Annotated in this window: 7 protein-coding genes and 1 pseudogene; 6 read left to right on the plus strand and 2 right to left on the minus strand. The window is 73.4% G+C overall.

From position 1 onward, the window contains the following. Nucleotides 1-223 precede the first annotated feature (223 nt). Together guaB and B7R87_RS20485 are read left to right on the plus strand one after the other, a co-directional pair. Nucleotides 224-1726, plus strand: a complete 1503-nt coding sequence (gene guaB / locus B7R87_RS20480; RefSeq protein WP_006347166.1) for an IMP dehydrogenase — start codon at nt 224-226, stop codon at nt 1724-1726. A 164-nt stretch (nt 1727-1890) separates the two neighbouring features. Further along, entirely contained in the window at nt 1891-3015 is a 1125-nt protein-coding gene (locus B7R87_RS20485; RefSeq protein ID WP_006347165.1) for a GuaB3 family IMP dehydrogenase-related protein, read from the plus strand. Between the two features lie 76 nt (nt 3016-3091). Here the strand turns inward: B7R87_RS20485 and B7R87_RS20490 are convergent, their stop codons facing one another. Next, on the minus strand, nt 3092-3622 hold the full coding sequence (locus B7R87_RS20490) for a hypothetical protein (RefSeq protein ID WP_006347164.1): 531 nt from the start codon (nt 3620-3622) through the stop codon (nt 3092-3094). Nucleotides 3623-3774: 152 nt separating this feature from the next. Next, nucleotides 3775-5013: a nucleotide sugar dehydrogenase gene (locus B7R87_RS20495; protein ID WP_130584896.1), complete on the minus strand. Its 1239-nt coding sequence runs from the start codon at nt 5011-5013 to the stop codon at nt 3775-3777. A 360-nt stretch (nt 5014-5373) separates the two neighbouring features. Here B7R87_RS20495 and B7R87_RS20500 point away from each other — a divergent pair, with 360 nt between their 5' ends. The 4 genes and pseudogenes from B7R87_RS20500 to B7R87_RS20515 all read left to right on the plus strand — a co-directional run bounded on the left by B7R87_RS20500 (nt 5374) and on the right by B7R87_RS20515 (nt 15415). Continuing rightward, the gene (locus tag B7R87_RS20500; RefSeq protein WP_006347161.1) at nt 5374-7080 is read left to right on the plus strand and encodes a glycerol-3-phosphate dehydrogenase/oxidase; all 1707 of its coding nucleotides are present in this window, start codon (nt 5374-5376) and stop codon (nt 7078-7080) included. 485 nt (nt 7081-7565) lie between these two features. Beyond that, a complete protein-coding gene (locus B7R87_RS20505) occupies nt 7566-10190 on the plus strand; it encodes a serine/threonine protein kinase (RefSeq protein WP_130584895.1) in 2625 nt (874 codons plus the stop codon). Nucleotides 10191-10347: 157 nt separating this feature from the next. Next, nucleotides 10348-13274, plus strand: a pseudogene (locus B7R87_RS20510) (protein kinase). 275 nt (nt 13275-13549) lie between these two features. After that, nucleotides 13550-15415: a serine/threonine-protein kinase gene (locus B7R87_RS20515; RefSeq protein WP_130584894.1), complete on the plus strand. Its 1866-nt coding sequence runs from the start codon at nt 13550-13552 to the stop codon at nt 15413-15415. Nucleotides 15416-15550: the final 135 nt, after the last annotated feature.

The raw sequence follows: 15550 nt of genomic DNA on the forward strand, positions 1-15550 counted from the left end.
CCCTGTCCGGATCCCTGCCCGGATGCCGCGCGGGAGTGCGTACGGCATTGGTACGAGGCCTGCGGCCCGGCCCTACGCCGTCCGCGGGACGCCGTCCACCCATGCGTACGACATGTGGACCATCACACAAACCAGCCGGGTGATCTTGGTCGTGGAATGAGACGGCTCCGCGGGCCGTTAGCATGGACATCCGCACCGATCAAGGCCATTTGGGGAAGGTGTCATGACCAACGTCGACGGAGTGCCCGAGAAATTCGCGACACTCGGGCTGACCTACGACGATGTGCTGCTGCTGCCGGGCGCCTCCGATATGGCCCCCGACCAGATCGACACCTCCTCGTACATCTCCAGGAACGTCCGGGTGAACATCCCGCTGCTCTCCGCGGCGATGGACAAGGTCACCGAGTCCCGGATGGCCATCGCCATGGCCCGCCAGGGCGGCGTGGGCGTGCTCCACCGCAATCTCTCCATCGCCGGCCAGGCCAACCAGGTCGATCTGGTCAAGCGCTCCGAGTCCGGCATGGTCACCGACCCGATCACGGTGCACCCCGATGCCACGCTGGCCGAGGCCGACCAGCTCTGTGCCAAGTTCCGGATCAGCGGTGTCCCGGTCACCGACCGCGGCGGCAAGCTGCTCGGCATCGTCACCAACCGCGATATGGCCTTCGAGTCGGACCGCAGCCGCCAGGTGCGCGAGGTCATGACCCCGATGCCGCTGGTCACCGGCAAGGTCGGGATCTCCGGCGTCGACGCCATGGAGCTGCTGCGCCGCCACAAGATCGAGAAGCTGCCGCTGGTCGACGAGGCGGGCGTGCTCAAGGGCCTGATCACGGTCAAGGACTTCGTCAAGGCCGAGCAGTACCCCAACGCCGCCAAGGACGCGAACGGCCGGCTGCTCGTCGGCGCGGCCGTCGGTGTCGCCGGTGATGCCTTCGAGCGGGCCCAGGCGCTGATCGAGGCCGGTGTCGACTTCATCGTCGTCGACACCGCCCACGGCCACTCCCGGCTGGTCGGCGACATGATCGCCAAGATCAAGTCGAACTCCTCCGGTGTCGATGTCATCGGCGGCAACGTGGCTACCCGCGACGGCGCGAAGTCGCTGATCGACGCGGGCGCCGACGGCGTCAAGGTCGGTGTCGGACCGGGCTCCATCTGCACCACCCGGGTGGTCGCCGGTATCGGCGTCCCCCAGGTCACCGCGATCTACGAGGCCTCGCTGGCCGCCCGGGAGGCCGGGATCCCGGTCATCGGCGACGGCGGCCTCCAGTACTCCGGCGATATCGCCAAGGCCCTGGTCGCGGGCGCCGACACGGTGATGCTCGGCTCCCTGCTGGCCGGCTGCGAGGAGTCCCCGGGCGAGCTGCTGTTCATCAACGGCAAGCAGTTCAAGTCGTACCGCGGCATGGGATCCCTGGGCGCCATGCAGTCCCGCGGCGAGCAGCGCTCCTTCTCCAAGGACCGCTACTTCCAGGAGGGCGTCGCCTCCGACGAGAAGCTGGTCCCCGAGGGCATCGAGGGGCAGGTTCCGTACCGCGGTCCGCTCTCCGCCGTCGTCCACCAGCTGGTCGGCGGGCTGCGCCAGTCGATGTTCTACGTCGGCGGCAGCACGGTCCCCGAGCTCCAGTCCCGGGGCCGGTTCGTCCGGATCACCTCGGCGGGGCTCAAGGAGAGCCACCCGCACGACATCCAGATGACCGTCGAGGCGCCGAACTACAGCCGTAAGTAACCACCGCACACCGGCACCCGGCCTCCGTGCCCCGTGACGGCGTGCGGGCCGTCACGTCCGTGGAGGGGCGGTACGGGGCGTTCCCAGGAACGCCCGGGCCGCCCCTCCGTCATGTGTCGGGGATACTGGTGGGTGCTGACACAGAGGGAAAGGTTCCGGACAAGGTGACTGAGATCGAGATCGGGCGCGGCAAGCGCGGACGTCGGGCGTACGCGTTCGATGACATCGCCGTCGTGCCGAGCAGGCGCACGCGGGACCCGAAGGAGGTCTCGATCGCCTGGCAGATCGACGCCTACCGCTTCGAGCTGCCCTTCCTCGCCGCCCCCATGGACTCCGTGGTCTCCCCGCAGACCGCGATCCGCATCGGTGAGCTCGGTGGCCTCGGCGTACTGAACCTCGAAGGACTGTGGACGCGGTACGAGGACCCGCAGCCGCTGCTCGACGAGATCGCCGAGCTGCCGGAGGAGACCGCGACCCGCCGCCTCCAGGAGATCTACAGCGCTCCCATCAAGGAGGAGCTGATCGGTCTGCGGATCAAGGAGGTGCGCGACGCGGGCGTCGTCACGGCCGCCGCGCTCTCCCCGCAGCGGACCGCGCAGTTCTCCAAGGCCGTCGTCGACGCGGGCGTCGACCTCTTCGTCATCCGCGGCACCACGGTCTCCGCCGAGCACGTCTCCGGTGCCGCCGAGCCGCTGAACCTGAAGCAGTTCATCTACGAGCTGGACGTTCCCGTCATCGTCGGCGGCTGCGCCACCTACACGGCGGCCCTGCACCTGATGCGGACCGGCGCGGCCGGTGTCCTCGTCGGCTTCGGCGGCGGCGCCGCCCACACGACGCGCAATGTCCTCGGCATCCAGGTGCCCATGGCGACGGCCGTCGCCGATGTTGCCGCGGCCCGCCGCGACTACATGGACGAGTCCGGTGGCCGCTATGTCCACGTCATCGCCGACGGCGGTGTCGGCTGGTCCGGCGATCTGCCGAAGGCCATCGCCTGCGGTGCGGACTCCGTGATGATCGGCTCGCCGCTGGCCCGGGCCACGGACGCGCCCGGCCGGGGCCGCCACTGGGGCATGGAGGCGGCGCACGAGGACGTACCGCGCGGAAAGCTGGTCGACCTCGGCATCGTCGGCACCACCGAGGAGGTCCTCAGCGGCCCCTCGCACACGCCGGACGGTTCGATGAACTTCTTCGGTGCGCTGCGCCGGGCGATGGCCACGACGGGCTACAGCGAACTGAAGGAGTTCCAGCGCGTCGAGGTCACGATCGCGGACTCGCAGCACAAGCGCTGAGCCTCACCGGCGAAGGGCCCGGCACCCCACGGGGGGTGCCGGGCCCTTCGGCGTGTCCGGGCGCCCCGGTGCCCGGTCAGTCCCGGTGGTCCGGCTGCTCGGGTGGATCGTCCCGCTCGGGGCGCTTCGACCAGGCCGTGTATGCGGCCATCATCATCCCGACGATCATGAAGGTGTAGGTGCCGAGGTCGGCGCTGTCGCGCCAGGTCTCGGTCACGAACCCCGACTCCTCGAAGAGCAGCTCGGTGGCGGAGACCCGGAAGAGGTCGGCGTGGATCAGGGCGACGGTGATCAGCTGCCCGAGCCAGATCGCGGCCGGGGTGAGTGCGGCGGCGGCGAACGGCAGCGCCCGGTGGGCGCCGCCCGCCTTGGCGGCGGCGTAGCCGATCAGCGCGCCGACACCGAGCGAGGCGTAGCCGAACTGCCGGTTCACGGCCTCCGCGAGCCAGCCGTAGGCGACCGCCCCGAGCAGCCCGGCGGCGACGGCTGCCGCGAGGCCCGCGGCGAGGCTGTCACGGTGCCGCCGCGGCTCAGGCGGACCGGTCCGGGTCTCGGGGATCCGGTCGTCCGGGTCCGGTGGGACCGGTGGCGGAACGGACTGACCCATGGTGACCCCCCAAGTCGACCCGTACGGGTGTACGGCACATGATCACGACAGTAACAGCGGGGTCTGCGAGGTGAGCGGGCGTTTCCGGGGCCATGGGGGCCGCTGCTCACGAGGCGTCCGACCTCGGCATGCGGCGAACCGAGCCTTGAAAACTACAGCCGGTGCGCGGCGCCGGTGGGGGTGGCGCCCCGGGTGTCGAGGAGGAGCTGTGCCTTCGCGGCCAGGCCCTGGAGGTCGTAGGTGTGGTGGTGCTGGAGGAGCACGGTGAGATCGGCGTCGCCGACGGCCTCGTAGAGTGCGTCGGCCCGGGGGACCGGGGTGCCCTGGACGTCCCAGGCCGGGACGTACGGGTCGTGGTAGCCGACCGTCGCCCCCAGTTCCGTCAGTGTCTGGGCGATTTCGGCCGCGGGGCTGCCCTGGACGTCGGCGATATCGGGTTTGTACGTGACGCCGAGCAGCAGCACCCGGGCGCCGCGCGCCGACTTCCCGTGTTCGTTGAGGAGCGCGGCGCAGCGCCGGGTCACATAGCCCGGCATCCGGTCGTTGATCTCGCGGGCGAGCCCGGTCAGCCGCAGCCCCGGGCCGGGGCCGCCGGTGCCGGCCGGGCTGCCGGGGTCCGGCGGGGCGCCGTGGCCGCCGAAGCCGGGCCCCGGGCGGAAGGCCAGGAAGCCGTACGGTTTGGTCTCGGCGCAGCGGATGGCGTCCCACAGGTCGACGCCGAGGTCGTGGCAGAGCACCGCCATTTCATTGACGAGGGCCGTGTTGACCAGGCGGAAGGTGGTCTCCAGCAGTTTCACGGTCTCTGCTTCGCGGGGGCCGCGGGCGCGGACGACCTTCTCGGTGAGCCGGCCGTAGAACGCGGCGGCGGCCTCGGTGCAGGCGGGGGTGAGGCCGCCGATGACCTTGGGGGTGTTGGCGTAGTCGTGGGTACGGCTGCCGGGATCCACCCGTCCGGGCGAGTAGGCCAGATGGAAATCGCGGCCGGCCCGCAGTCCCGAGCCCGCTTCGAGGAGGGGGCGCAGAAACGTCTCGGTGGTGCCGGGCCCGACGGTGGACTCCAGCAGGACGGTGGTGTGGGGGCGGAGCCGGGCGGCGAGGGTGCGGGCGGTGTCGGCGAGGGTGCTGAGATCGGGGTCGCCGCCGGGGCCCAGGGGGGTGGGGACGCAGAGGGCGACGGTGCGGACCCGGCCGAGTTCGGCGGGGTCGGTGACGGTTCTGAAGCCGCCCTTGACCATGCGGCGCACATCGGCGGGGGTGCGGCCGGCCGCGGGTTCGGCGAGCCGGCGGGGGTCGGGGTCGTAGCCGACGGTCGCGAGACCGGCGGCGACGGCGGCCTGGGCGAGCGGGAGCCCGTCGTGGCCGAGTCCGACGACGGCGAGATCTGCGGGCATGGTGTGGCCGTCCTTCCCGTAACCGGTGGGGAGTGTTCGCGCAAGCCGGGTGGGCGGAATGAGCGAGTGCAATGTCAGACTAGGCGTAAATATGACCGTTATGTCGGATTGTGCGGTTGTGGAACACGGAGTGTTATCCACAGGCGGTGGCTGAAGTCGCGGAGTGCGGACAGAATCGTTGGTGTGAGTCCGGCCGGATCATGGAGTGACGCAGGCCGGGTCGCCGGGCACGGCGCATGGGCGCGGTGTGCGCGGGCACGTGCATACGAGGGCCCCGCGCCGGTCTCGTGGTGTCGCCGTCCCGGCGCCGCCGCGGGACAGGACCCCGGCGGGGCAGACGGGGGCGACGGGAGGCACGCAGTGAAGACAGCGGCACTTGGACCCGAGGAGCGCGCCGAGGCGCTCGCCGCCATGGCGGAGCGGGAGCTGGACATCCTGGTCGTCGGCGCGGGTGTGGTCGGCGCGGGGACCGCCCTGGACGCGGTGACCAGAGGACTCTCCACCGGACTCGTGGAGGCCCGCGACTGGGCCTCCGGCACATCGAGCCGGTCCAGCAAGCTCATCCACGGCGGGCTGCGCTATCTGGAGATGCTCGACTTCGCGCTGGTCCGCGAGGCGCTGAAGGAGCGCGGACTGCTGCTGGAGCGGCTGGCCCCCCATCTGGTGAAGCCGGTTCCGTTCCTCTATCCCCTGCAGCACAAGGCCTGGGAGCGGGTCTACGCAGGCGCGGGCGTCGCTCTGTACGACGCGATGTCGGTCTCCTCCGGCCACGGCCGGGGCCTGCCCGTGCACCGCCATCTCTCCCGGCGGCAGGCCCTGCGGGTGGCGCCCTGTCTGCGGAAGGACGCCCTCGTCGGCGCCCTCCAGTACTACGACGCCCAGATGGACGACGCCCGTTTCGTCGCCGCCCTGGTGCGCACCGCCGCGACGTACGGCGCCAAGACCGCCAGCCGGGCCCGGGTCATCGGCTTCCTCCGGGAGGGCGAGCGGGTCGTCGGCGCCCGGGTCCAGGATGTGGAGGGCGGCGGCGAGTACGAGATCAGGGCCCGTCAGATCGTCAATGCCACCGGGGTGTGGACGGATGACACCCAGGCGCTGATCGGGGAGCGCGGCCAGTTCCACGTCCGGGCGTCCAAGGGCATCCACCTCGTCGTCCCCAAGGACCGGATCCACTCCACGACCGGGCTGATCCTGCGGACCGAGAAGTCGGTGCTGTTCGTCATTCCCTGGGGCCGCCATTGGATCGTCGGGACCACGGACACCGGCTGGGATCTCGACAAGGCCCATCCCGCCGCCTCCAGCGCCGATATCGACTATCTGCTGGAGCATGTGAACTCCGTGCTGGCCGTCCCCCTCACCCGCGACGACGTCCAGGGCGTCTATGCGGGCCTGCGGCCGCTGCTGGCCGGGGAGTCGGACGCCACCAGCAAGCTCTCCCGGGAGCACACGGTGGCCCATCCCGTGCCCGGTCTCGTGGTCGTGGCCGGCGGTAAGTACACGACGTACCGCGTCATGGCGAAGGACGCGGTCGACGAGGCGGTCCACGGTCTCGACCAGCGGGTCGCCGCCTGTGTCACGGAGGAGACTCCGCTGGTCGGAGCCGAGGGCTATCCCGCCCTGTGGAACAAGCGCGCCCGGATCGCCGCGCGTACGGGCCTCCATGTCGTCAGGGTCGAGCATCTGCTCAACCGTTACGGTTCGCTGGCCGAGGAGGTCCTCGCCCTGATCGCCGAGGATCCCGGTCTCGGGGAGCCGCTGGGCGGCGCGGACGACTATCTGCGCGCCGAGATCGTCTATGCCGCGTCCCACGAGGGGGCCCGCCATCTCGACGACGTCCTCACCCGCCGGACCCGGATCTCCATCGAGACCTTCGACCGGGGGACCCGCAGCGCCCGCGAGTGCGCGGAGTTGATGGCACCGGTGCTGGGCTGGGACGCCAAACAGATCGAAAAAGAGGTCGAGCACTACGAGAAGCGCGTCGAGGCCGAGCGGGAGTCGCAGCGCCAGCCGGACGATCTGACGGCGGATGCGGCGCGGCTGGGAGCACCGGACATCGTTCCGCTCTGAGCGGGCGCCGGAGTTTGCTCCGAGCGGGCGCCGGAATATTGCGGAATGCGCTCGAAATCGTTTCCGGTGCCTATCGGATTCGTCTCGGGGGTGGCACGGCCGGGTGGGTTTCCCGCTGTTCCCGGGGGCGTTGCGGTGCGGGACGGCGGGCCGTCCCGCCCGGTGCCCGGGCCCGGGGAGCGTCCGGCGGCGGACCCGGAATCGGGTGGAGCGGACCGGTTCCGTCGCCGCGTTCCCCTTTGTATGCGGGGGGCGGAGGCGGTTCACGGCGGGAACGGTGCCCCGTTCGGGGTGGGGGCCCGCCGGGTTCCGTACTACCCTCGCCACCACCTCGGGGAGCGCGGCGCGGTGAACGGGATCAGGAAATGACCCGGAAGAGGCGCCCCTTCCCGGGTGAGGGACAATGAATGCTCTGCCAGGGCGTGTTACCGCATCGCGCGGGAGCGACAGGCGCGGGCGAAGACCAGGGATCGCAGAGGGGACGCATGTCGGAGGCAGAGCAGTCGCGGAAGCCCCAGCGGGACGGCTCCGAGGAGCGTGCGTCTGCGGCGGCACAGAGCAGCGGTGGCGGGGCCGCTGCCCGGGCCGTTCCGGGCGGGGACGCCGACGCGCCCGCCGCCGCCGCGGCGGACGGCCGGGACGGCGCCCGCGACACTGCGGCGGACGGTCCGGACGCCGGAGCCGGTGCGAAGACCCCCGGTACGTCCGGCCGGAGAACCCCGCCGGATGTCGAATCCCCGGCCGGTGAAGGGCAGTCGTCCGAGGCCGGGGAGGGCGCCGGTCGCGACCGGGCGGCGCGGACCCCCAAGACTCCCCGAACAACACGGCGGGCGGCGGGCAAGGCCCCGGCCGGGAGCGAACCGGCGGACGGAGACGGTGCGGAGGGCGCCGTCGCCACGGACACGGACACGGACACGGACACCACGAACGCGAAGGCCGGGAAGGGCGGCGCCGGGAACGGGACCGCCGTGGAACCGGTGATCGGGACCCAGGCCGACCGGCGGGCAAAGGAGAAGCCCGCAGGGGCACCTGAGGCCGCACCGAAGACGGCGTCCAAGGCTGCACCCAAGACCGCGTCCAAGACGGCGGCGAAGTCCGCGAAGCCGGCTCCCGGGGCCGCCGGGCAGCCGGACGGGCCCGCGGAGAAGACCGATCGGGCCGCCGCGGGCAGTGACGCCGCCGACGCCGCTGCCGCCGTGGACCGGGGAGCCGGGACCGGGAAGCGCCCCACCGGGACCGCCGGGGAGAAGTCCGCCGGGACCCGGGAGAAGACCACCGGATCCGGGGACTCCGAAGGACGGCTGCTCGCCGGGCGGTACCGCCTCGGCGGGGTGCTCGGCCGCGGCGGCATGGGCACCGTCTGGCGTGCCGAGGACGAGACCCTCAGCCGGACCGTCGCCGTCAAGGAGCTGCGCTTCCCCCACCAGATCGACGAGGACGAGAAGCGACGACTCATCACCCGGACGCTGCGCGAGGCCAAGGCCATCGCCCGGATCCGTAACACCAGCGCCGTCACGGTCTACGACGTGGTCGACGAGGACGACCGGCCGTGGATCGTGATGGAGCTGGTCGAGGGCAAGTCGCTCGCCGAAGTCATCCGCGAGGACGGCACCCTGACGCCCCGCCGGGCCGCCGAGGTCGGCCTCGCGATACTGGACGTCCTCCGCTCCGCACACCGCGAGGGCATCCTCCACCGCGATGTGAAACCGTCGAACGTCCTGGTCGCGAACGACGGCCGGGTCGTGCTCACCGACTTCGGCATCGCGCTGGTCGAGGGCGACCCTTCGATCACCTCCACCGGCATGCTCGTCGGAGCCCCCTCGTACATCTCGCCCGAGCGCGCCCGCGGCCACCGGCCCGGCCCCGCCGCCGACCTCTGGTCGCTGGGCGGGCTGATCTACGCCAGCGTCGAGGGAGCCCCGCCGTACGACAAGGGCTCGGCCATCGCCACCCTGACCGCCGTCATGACCGAACCCCTCGACCCGCCGAAGAACGCGGGCCCGCTGGAGGAGGTCATCTACGGGCTGCTCGCCAAGGACCCGGCGCAGCGGCTCGACGACGCCGGTGCCCGCGCCCTGCTGACGCGTGCCCTCAACGCGCCCGACACCGCGGTGGAGCCCCCGCTCCCGCCCGATGCCACCCGGGCCATGACGCTGCCGACGATCCCGCCGCCCGAGCCGACGGCCCCCGCCCGGACCGAGCGGCCCCGCGGCCCCGTCCGCCCCGCCCGTAACGCCGCTCCCGCCGCGGCGGGAGCGGCCCGTCCGCCGCAGCAGCCCCCGAGCCCCCCGGTGCAGCGGGCCGCGCCCCGGCGCGCGCCCCTCACGGACGTGGTGCCCCGCCGTACGCTGGTGCTCCTCGCGGTCGGTATCGCGCTGGCCGTCCTCGGCACCGTCATGTACTTGACGATCGGCAGGGACAACGACGGCGACGGGACCGGGAGCGCCGGCGGCGACCGGACCACCTCCGCGGGAACAACCCCCGAAACCGGTACGAAGGACGGCAAGGCCGCAGGCAGCGGGGAGAACCCCGCCGACGGGACCGACGCGACCGACGGCAAGGGCACGGGCGACGGAGCGACGGGCAAGGACGGCGCGACCGGCGCTTCCAAGCCTCCGGCGAGCCCGGCCGCCCCGGGGAAGGGCGCCCTGCCCGCCGGTTACGCCGAGAAATCCGACACCCGGTTCCGGTTCTCCATGGCGATGCCCGCGGGCTTCAAGCGCACCGACATAGCCGGGGCGAACTCGGGCGGTATCTACAACACGGCCATGGGCACCTTTCCCCGGGTCCAGGTCGACTTCAACTCCCGCCCCGGCACCGACGCCGCGGCCGCCTGGGAGAACGCCGTCGCCGGGACCAAGGCCGGCAGCACCAACTACACCCACCGGGGCATCAAGGCCGTCCAGTACAACGGCTACCGGACCGTCGCCGACTGGGAGTTCGAGCGCGACCACAACGGCAAGCGGATGCGGGTGCTCAACCGCGGCTTCGTCGTCGACGACAAGCGGGGCTACTCCATCATGGTGTCCTGCCCGGTCGCCGAGTGGGACGCGCCGGTCTGCAAGACGCTGCGGGAGACCGCGTTCGCGACATTCAAGCCCAAGGACTGAGCGGGTACACGTATCGTGAGAAGGCGCGGACGGCACCTACCGTTGGGCGCCGCCGGCCGGCCGGAGCACCCGCCCTCGGGGTGACGGCGGGGACGGCGGCGCGGAAGCTGCCGCTCCGCCGTGGGGACCGTTGACCGTGGGCACGAGGGGAGGCGATATGGACGACTACGCGGGCAGGGTGCTCTCCGACCGCTACCGTCTGCCGCTGCTCCCGCCCGACGAGTACGAACCCGCCGAGCTGCGCGCCTTCGACACCTACAGCGGCCAGGAGGTGCTGGTCCGTCAGGTGCCGCTGCCGGAGACGGTGGACGCCGAGTTCGTCGGCCCCGACGAACTCCCGGGACCCGCGGGCAGAGCCGGGGCGCCGGGTGCCGGGCGTTCCACGGGCCGTACCACCGTCCGGCCCACCGATCCGGCGGTGCTGCGGGCGGTCGAGGCGGCCAGGGCCGCGGCGCAGGTCCCGGACCACCCGCGGCTGGACCAGGTCTTCGACGTCTTCGCCGAGGACGGTTCGCTGTGGATCGTCAGCGAGTGGGTCGAGGCGCAGCCGCTCGCGGTGTTCCTGGCGGACCAGCCGCTGACGCCCTACCGCGCCGCCGAGGTCGCCTCCGATGTGCTGACCGCGCTGGGTGCGGTGCACGCGTACGGCTGGACGCACCGCAACATCACCGCCCGCACGGTCCTGGTCTGCGAGGACGGGCGCGTCGTGCTCACCGGCCTGGCCGCCGGGGCGGCGGAGGAGGCACTGTGCGGCTATGCGCCGGTGCCGACCGCCGTGCCCCGGGTCCCGTATCCGGACTTCGACGGCTTCGACGGCTTCGACGGTGAGTACGCGGACCAGGAGCACGGGGAGTCCGGGGAGTACGAGGGCGAGTTCGCCGACCAGGGCGACGCCGAGGACGAGTACGCGGACGAAGCCGGTGAGGACGAAGACGGCGAGGAGTACGAGGGGGAGTACGGCGACGACGGGGACGAGTTCGCGGAGGCGGAGGTCTCCCCGGGGGACGGGGACGGTACTCCGTGGCGGGCGGCCCGGTCGGGCGCCATCGCGGCGTACCGCGCGGGCGCGGCCGCGGGCCGGGTCGGCGGCGAGCATGCCCCGGGCGGCGGCGACCGGCCGGTGCAGTCGGGCGACGACCCCGACTGGTGGGCCCGCAAGCCCGACACCCCCGATACCCCCGGCGCCCCCCTCGCCCACGGTCCGGCGGCCCCGGGCTCCGGCCCGCAGGACCCGTCCCGTACCGAACACGAAGGCCCCCGGTACCGCGACCATGTGACCGCCACCGGCGTCGACGCCTCCGACGCCCCCGGCGAGCACGCGCCGCACCACCACGATCCGTACGGGCACGTGGCGTACGGACGCGACCCCTACGGCACCGGCGGACCGGACGCGCCCGGCCCCGCACATCTCACCGGCAGCTGGCAGGACGGCCCGCTCTCCGGCGGCGACGGGCCGCGCCCGGTCCCCGCGGGCGGCACCTCCGTACCGCCGCCGCTCCCCGTCGTCCCCGACCGCAACCCCCACCGCTACAGCGACCCGTACGGAGTCCGCGCCCTGCCCCCCGCGGGCACCACTCCTGACAACGACCCCGACGGCCCCGCCCCCGGCGGGCTGCCCGCCCTGCCCGTGGCGCGCGCCGGACGGCCCGGCGGCGCCCCCGCACCCCGCGGCGACCGCCCCGCCCTCCCCCGGCCCAGCCGCCGGGCCGGGACCGCGGCGGCGCCGGTTCCGACGCCCTGCGGGCCGACGCCCGGCGCGCCCCCGTCCCCGCGAGCGTCCCCGCCCAGCCCGCCCCCGGCCGCTGGGACGAGGAACCGGCGCCCGCGCAGCCCGTCCACCGCGGTCCCGCGACCCCGCTCGCCGCCGAACGCGCCCGGCAGGCCAGGATCACCGTCGTCGGCGCCGTCACCGAACGCTGGGCACCCGAACAGGCCGGGCCCGTCCACGAGAACTGGCAGCTCGCCGCCCCCGTCGGCCCCGCGACCGACCTCTGGGCCCTCGGCGCCCTGCTCTACCGCTCCGTCCAAGGCCACGCCCCCTACCCCGAGGACAGCGCCGCCGAGCTGGTCCAGCTCGTCTGCGCCGAGCCCCCCGCCTTCGCCGAGGAGTGCGGACCGCTCCGCCCGGTCGTCGAGTCACTGCTCCGCCAGGACCCGACCGAACGCCCCGACGCCGAGGAACTGCGCGGCTGGCTGCGGTCCCTGGTCCGCTCCGCCCCCGAACCCGACGCGGGCCTCGACGTGGTGGCGCTCCCCGCCGCCCCGCCCGGCGGCGGCGCCGGGCTGCCCATCGTCCGCCGCCGCGGCGAGGTGGTCCGCAGGCGCCGCGGCGGCTCCACCGAAGTCGTCCACGGCAGACACCGCCACAAGAAGCCCCCGCGGCGCGAGCGCGGCCCCGGATCACTGGGCCGCAGCCTGCTGGTCGGAGTGCTCCTGCTGCTCACCGGTGCCGTGCTGTACGCGGTGCTGTTCATGCCGAAGGCCGGTGACGACGGTGATGCCACCCTGCCGCAGGGCAACCCCCGGCCCACGCCCAGCGGTGCCGAACAGCCCCCGCCGTCCACCCCGGCAGGCGAGAAGACCGGCAGCGCCGCGACCTCCGACGCGCCCCCGGCACCCGGCTCCGGTCCGCTGCCGAAGGGGTACGAACAGCGCACCGACCCCGAGGGCTTCACCGTCGCCGTCCCGCAGGGCTGGCAGCGCCGCCCGATGAACGACGCGGGCCAGATCCGTTACGGCGACGGCGATTTCACCCTGATCGTGGTCCCCGGCCGGGACCGCGTCCGGGACGGCGAGGACCCCCTCGACTACCAGCGCGACCGCGAACGGGAGCTGGAGCCCTTCCGCAGTTCGTCCTGGTCGACGTCGAGCGGGCTGCGGCGGATCGAAGTCGGGCAGCGGGTGATGGCGGAGGGCCAGTACACCTGGCAGGACAGCAGCGGACGCGAGGTGTACGTCCGCAACCGCGTCGTCGTCATCGAGGGCCGCTACCACGTCCTCCAGGTCATCGGCCCCGGCGACCGCCGCGAGAGGGTCTCGGAGGCGTACGAGCAGGCGGTCGCCGTCTACCGCAAGGGCGGCTGACGGACCGTCGCCGGAGCCGGGCGCGGGACCGGCGAGGAACCGTTTCTCTCCTGAGCCCGTCCCCACCCATGGCGCGGATGACCATCCGGCATCCGATCCGACCCCCGATCCGACACCTGATCCGACACCTGATCCGGGATCCGATCCGGGAACGATCGCAAGGGCACGGCGAGTTATCGAGAGAGGCGCCGTGACAGCGCGCGCCGGATCGGTGTTTCATCGGGGCAACGGGGGCGGCCAGTGCACGGAGAACGGGGCGGGGAGACGTCGGCGACGTGGAGAACAGGCAGAACGCGGGCGGGGGGCTGGTGCTCGCCGGCCGGTACCGGCTGGGCGATTGCATCGGCAAGGGCGGCATGGGGCGGGTCTGGCGCGCCCGTGACGAGGTGCTGCACCGCGTCGTCGCCGTCAAGGAACTGACCGCCGGGATCTATGCCGCGGAAGCGGACCGGGTCCTGCTCCACGCGCGGACGCAGAAGGAGGCCCGGGCCGCCGCCCGGATCACCCACCCCAACGTCGTCACCGTCCACGACGTCCTGGAGCACGACGGCCGGCCGTGGATCGTCATGCAGTACGTCGAGGGCCGCTCCCTCGCCGACGAGGTCAAGAAGTCCGGCAAGGTGCCCCCGCTGGAGGCAGCCAGGATCGGGCTGCGGGTGCTGGGCGCGCTGGGTGCCGCGCATGCCGCCGGGGTGCTCCACCGGGACGTCAAACCGGCCAATGTGCTTCTCGCGCGGGACGGCAGCGTGCTGCTCACCGACTTCGGGATCGCGGCCATCGACGGCGATTCGACCATCACCCGCACCGGCGAGATCGTCGGCTCCATCGACTACGTGGCGCCGGAGCGGGTCCGGGGCGCCGACCCCGGTCCCGCCTGCGATCTGTGGTCCCTGGGCGTCACCCTGTACGCGGCGCTGACCGGCGAGTCGCCCTACCGCCGCACATCACCGCTCGACACGATGCGGGCCGTCGTGAGCGAGGAACCGCGGCATCCCGCGGGCGTCGGTCCGCTCGGGCCGATCGTGATGGCGCTGCTGGCGAAGGACCCGGAGTCCCGGCCGCCCGCGGCCGAAGCCGAACGGCTCCTGTCGGCCGCGGTCACCGAGCTGGAGAGCACGGGAGGGGTACCGGGGCCCGACCGACCCGCCACCGCCGCCACGGTTGCCACCAGGGTCATCTCGCCGGACGCCGCCCACGGCACCGGCCGGAGCGGCGGCACCGGCGGCCTCCCGGCCGCGGACGACTTCCTCGCCGCGGACGGCTTCCCGGGTACGGGTACGGGTACGGGCGCGGGGGAGGCTTCGGGTACGGGCCGGGACACCAGCCCGGGCGGCAGCGCCTCCGCACCGCCGCCGACCCCCACGGCCGTCGCGCCCACGGTCCCGGCCGGTTCCCCCGCCGTTCCGGAGCCGGGCCGCCGGGGCCGCAAGCAGGCCCGGCGGGCGGCCGCGGCCGGTGGCCGCCGCAGCGGCCGGATGCGGCTCGCGGCGATCGTCGTGGCCCTCGCCGCGTTCGTCGGCGCGGGCGCCGGAGTCCTGGCCATGCGGTACGCGGACGGCGGCGACGAGCCGGAGAAGACCGCCCGGAAGCCGGGCACCGTGGCCGTCGGAGAGGGGCCCGCCTCCGGCAGCCCCGCCGGCTCCGGCCCCTCCGCCTCCGCCGGGGCCTCCCCGGCCGAACAGGTCCCCGACGGCTGGAAGCGGGTGAAGGACCCGCTCGGCTTCTCCCTCCTCCTCCCGGAGAAGTGGCAGCGCGTGTCCGAGAAGGACAACCAGGTCGACTACTCGCCCGACGGCGGGCTCCACCGGCTGCGGATCGGTATCACCGAGACCCCGCGGTATTCCGATCCGTACGACCATCTCGTGTCCATCGAACGGGATCTGAAGAGGCTCCCGGACTACGGGCGGCTGTCGCTGGAGCGGAACACCTTCCAGGGCCACGAGGACGCGGCCCTGCTGGAGTTCCGCTGGACGGAGAAGGGCAAGTTCGCCGGTCCGCGGCGGGCGATCGACCAGTTCTACATCGACGCGGGCGGTACGGAGTACGCGCTGTTCCTCGCCGGACCGGAGGGCAGCTGGGAGGTCGTCAGGGAGGACTTCGACGGGATACTGAAGGGCTGGCGGAGCCGCGGCGCGAGCTGACGGCCCGGGCCGGCCCGTGCCGGGGGCCGCGAGACGGCCCCGGGGCCAGGGTGGTTCGTGCCGGGAGCCGGGCCCGGGCGCATGGCGACCCGTGCCGGGAGCCGGGCCCACTCCGCGCCGGTCCGCCTCCCGGCG

The sequence above is a fragment of the Streptomyces tsukubensis genome (assembly GCF_003932715.1).
In the GTDB taxonomy this organism is placed as follows: Bacteria; Actinomycetota; Actinomycetes; order Streptomycetales; family Streptomycetaceae; genus Streptomyces; species Streptomyces tsukubensis.

Excerpts from the sequence above, each read along its gene's own strand:
- B7R87_RS20495 (WP_130584896.1), bottom strand. The coding sequence starts at position 5,013 with ATGCCCGCAGATCTCGCCGTCGTCGGACTCGGCCACGACGGGCTCCCG.
- guaB (WP_006347166.1), top strand. The coding sequence starts at position 224 with ATGACCAACGTCGACGGAGTGCCCGAGAAATTCGCGACACTCGGGCTG.
- B7R87_RS20490 (WP_006347164.1), bottom strand. The coding sequence starts at position 3,622 with ATGGGTCAGTCCGTTCCGCCACCGGTCCCACCGGACCCGGACGACCGG.
- B7R87_RS20505 (WP_130584895.1), top strand. The coding sequence starts at position 7,566 with ATGTCGGAGGCAGAGCAGTCGCGGAAGCCCCAGCGGGACGGCTCCGAG.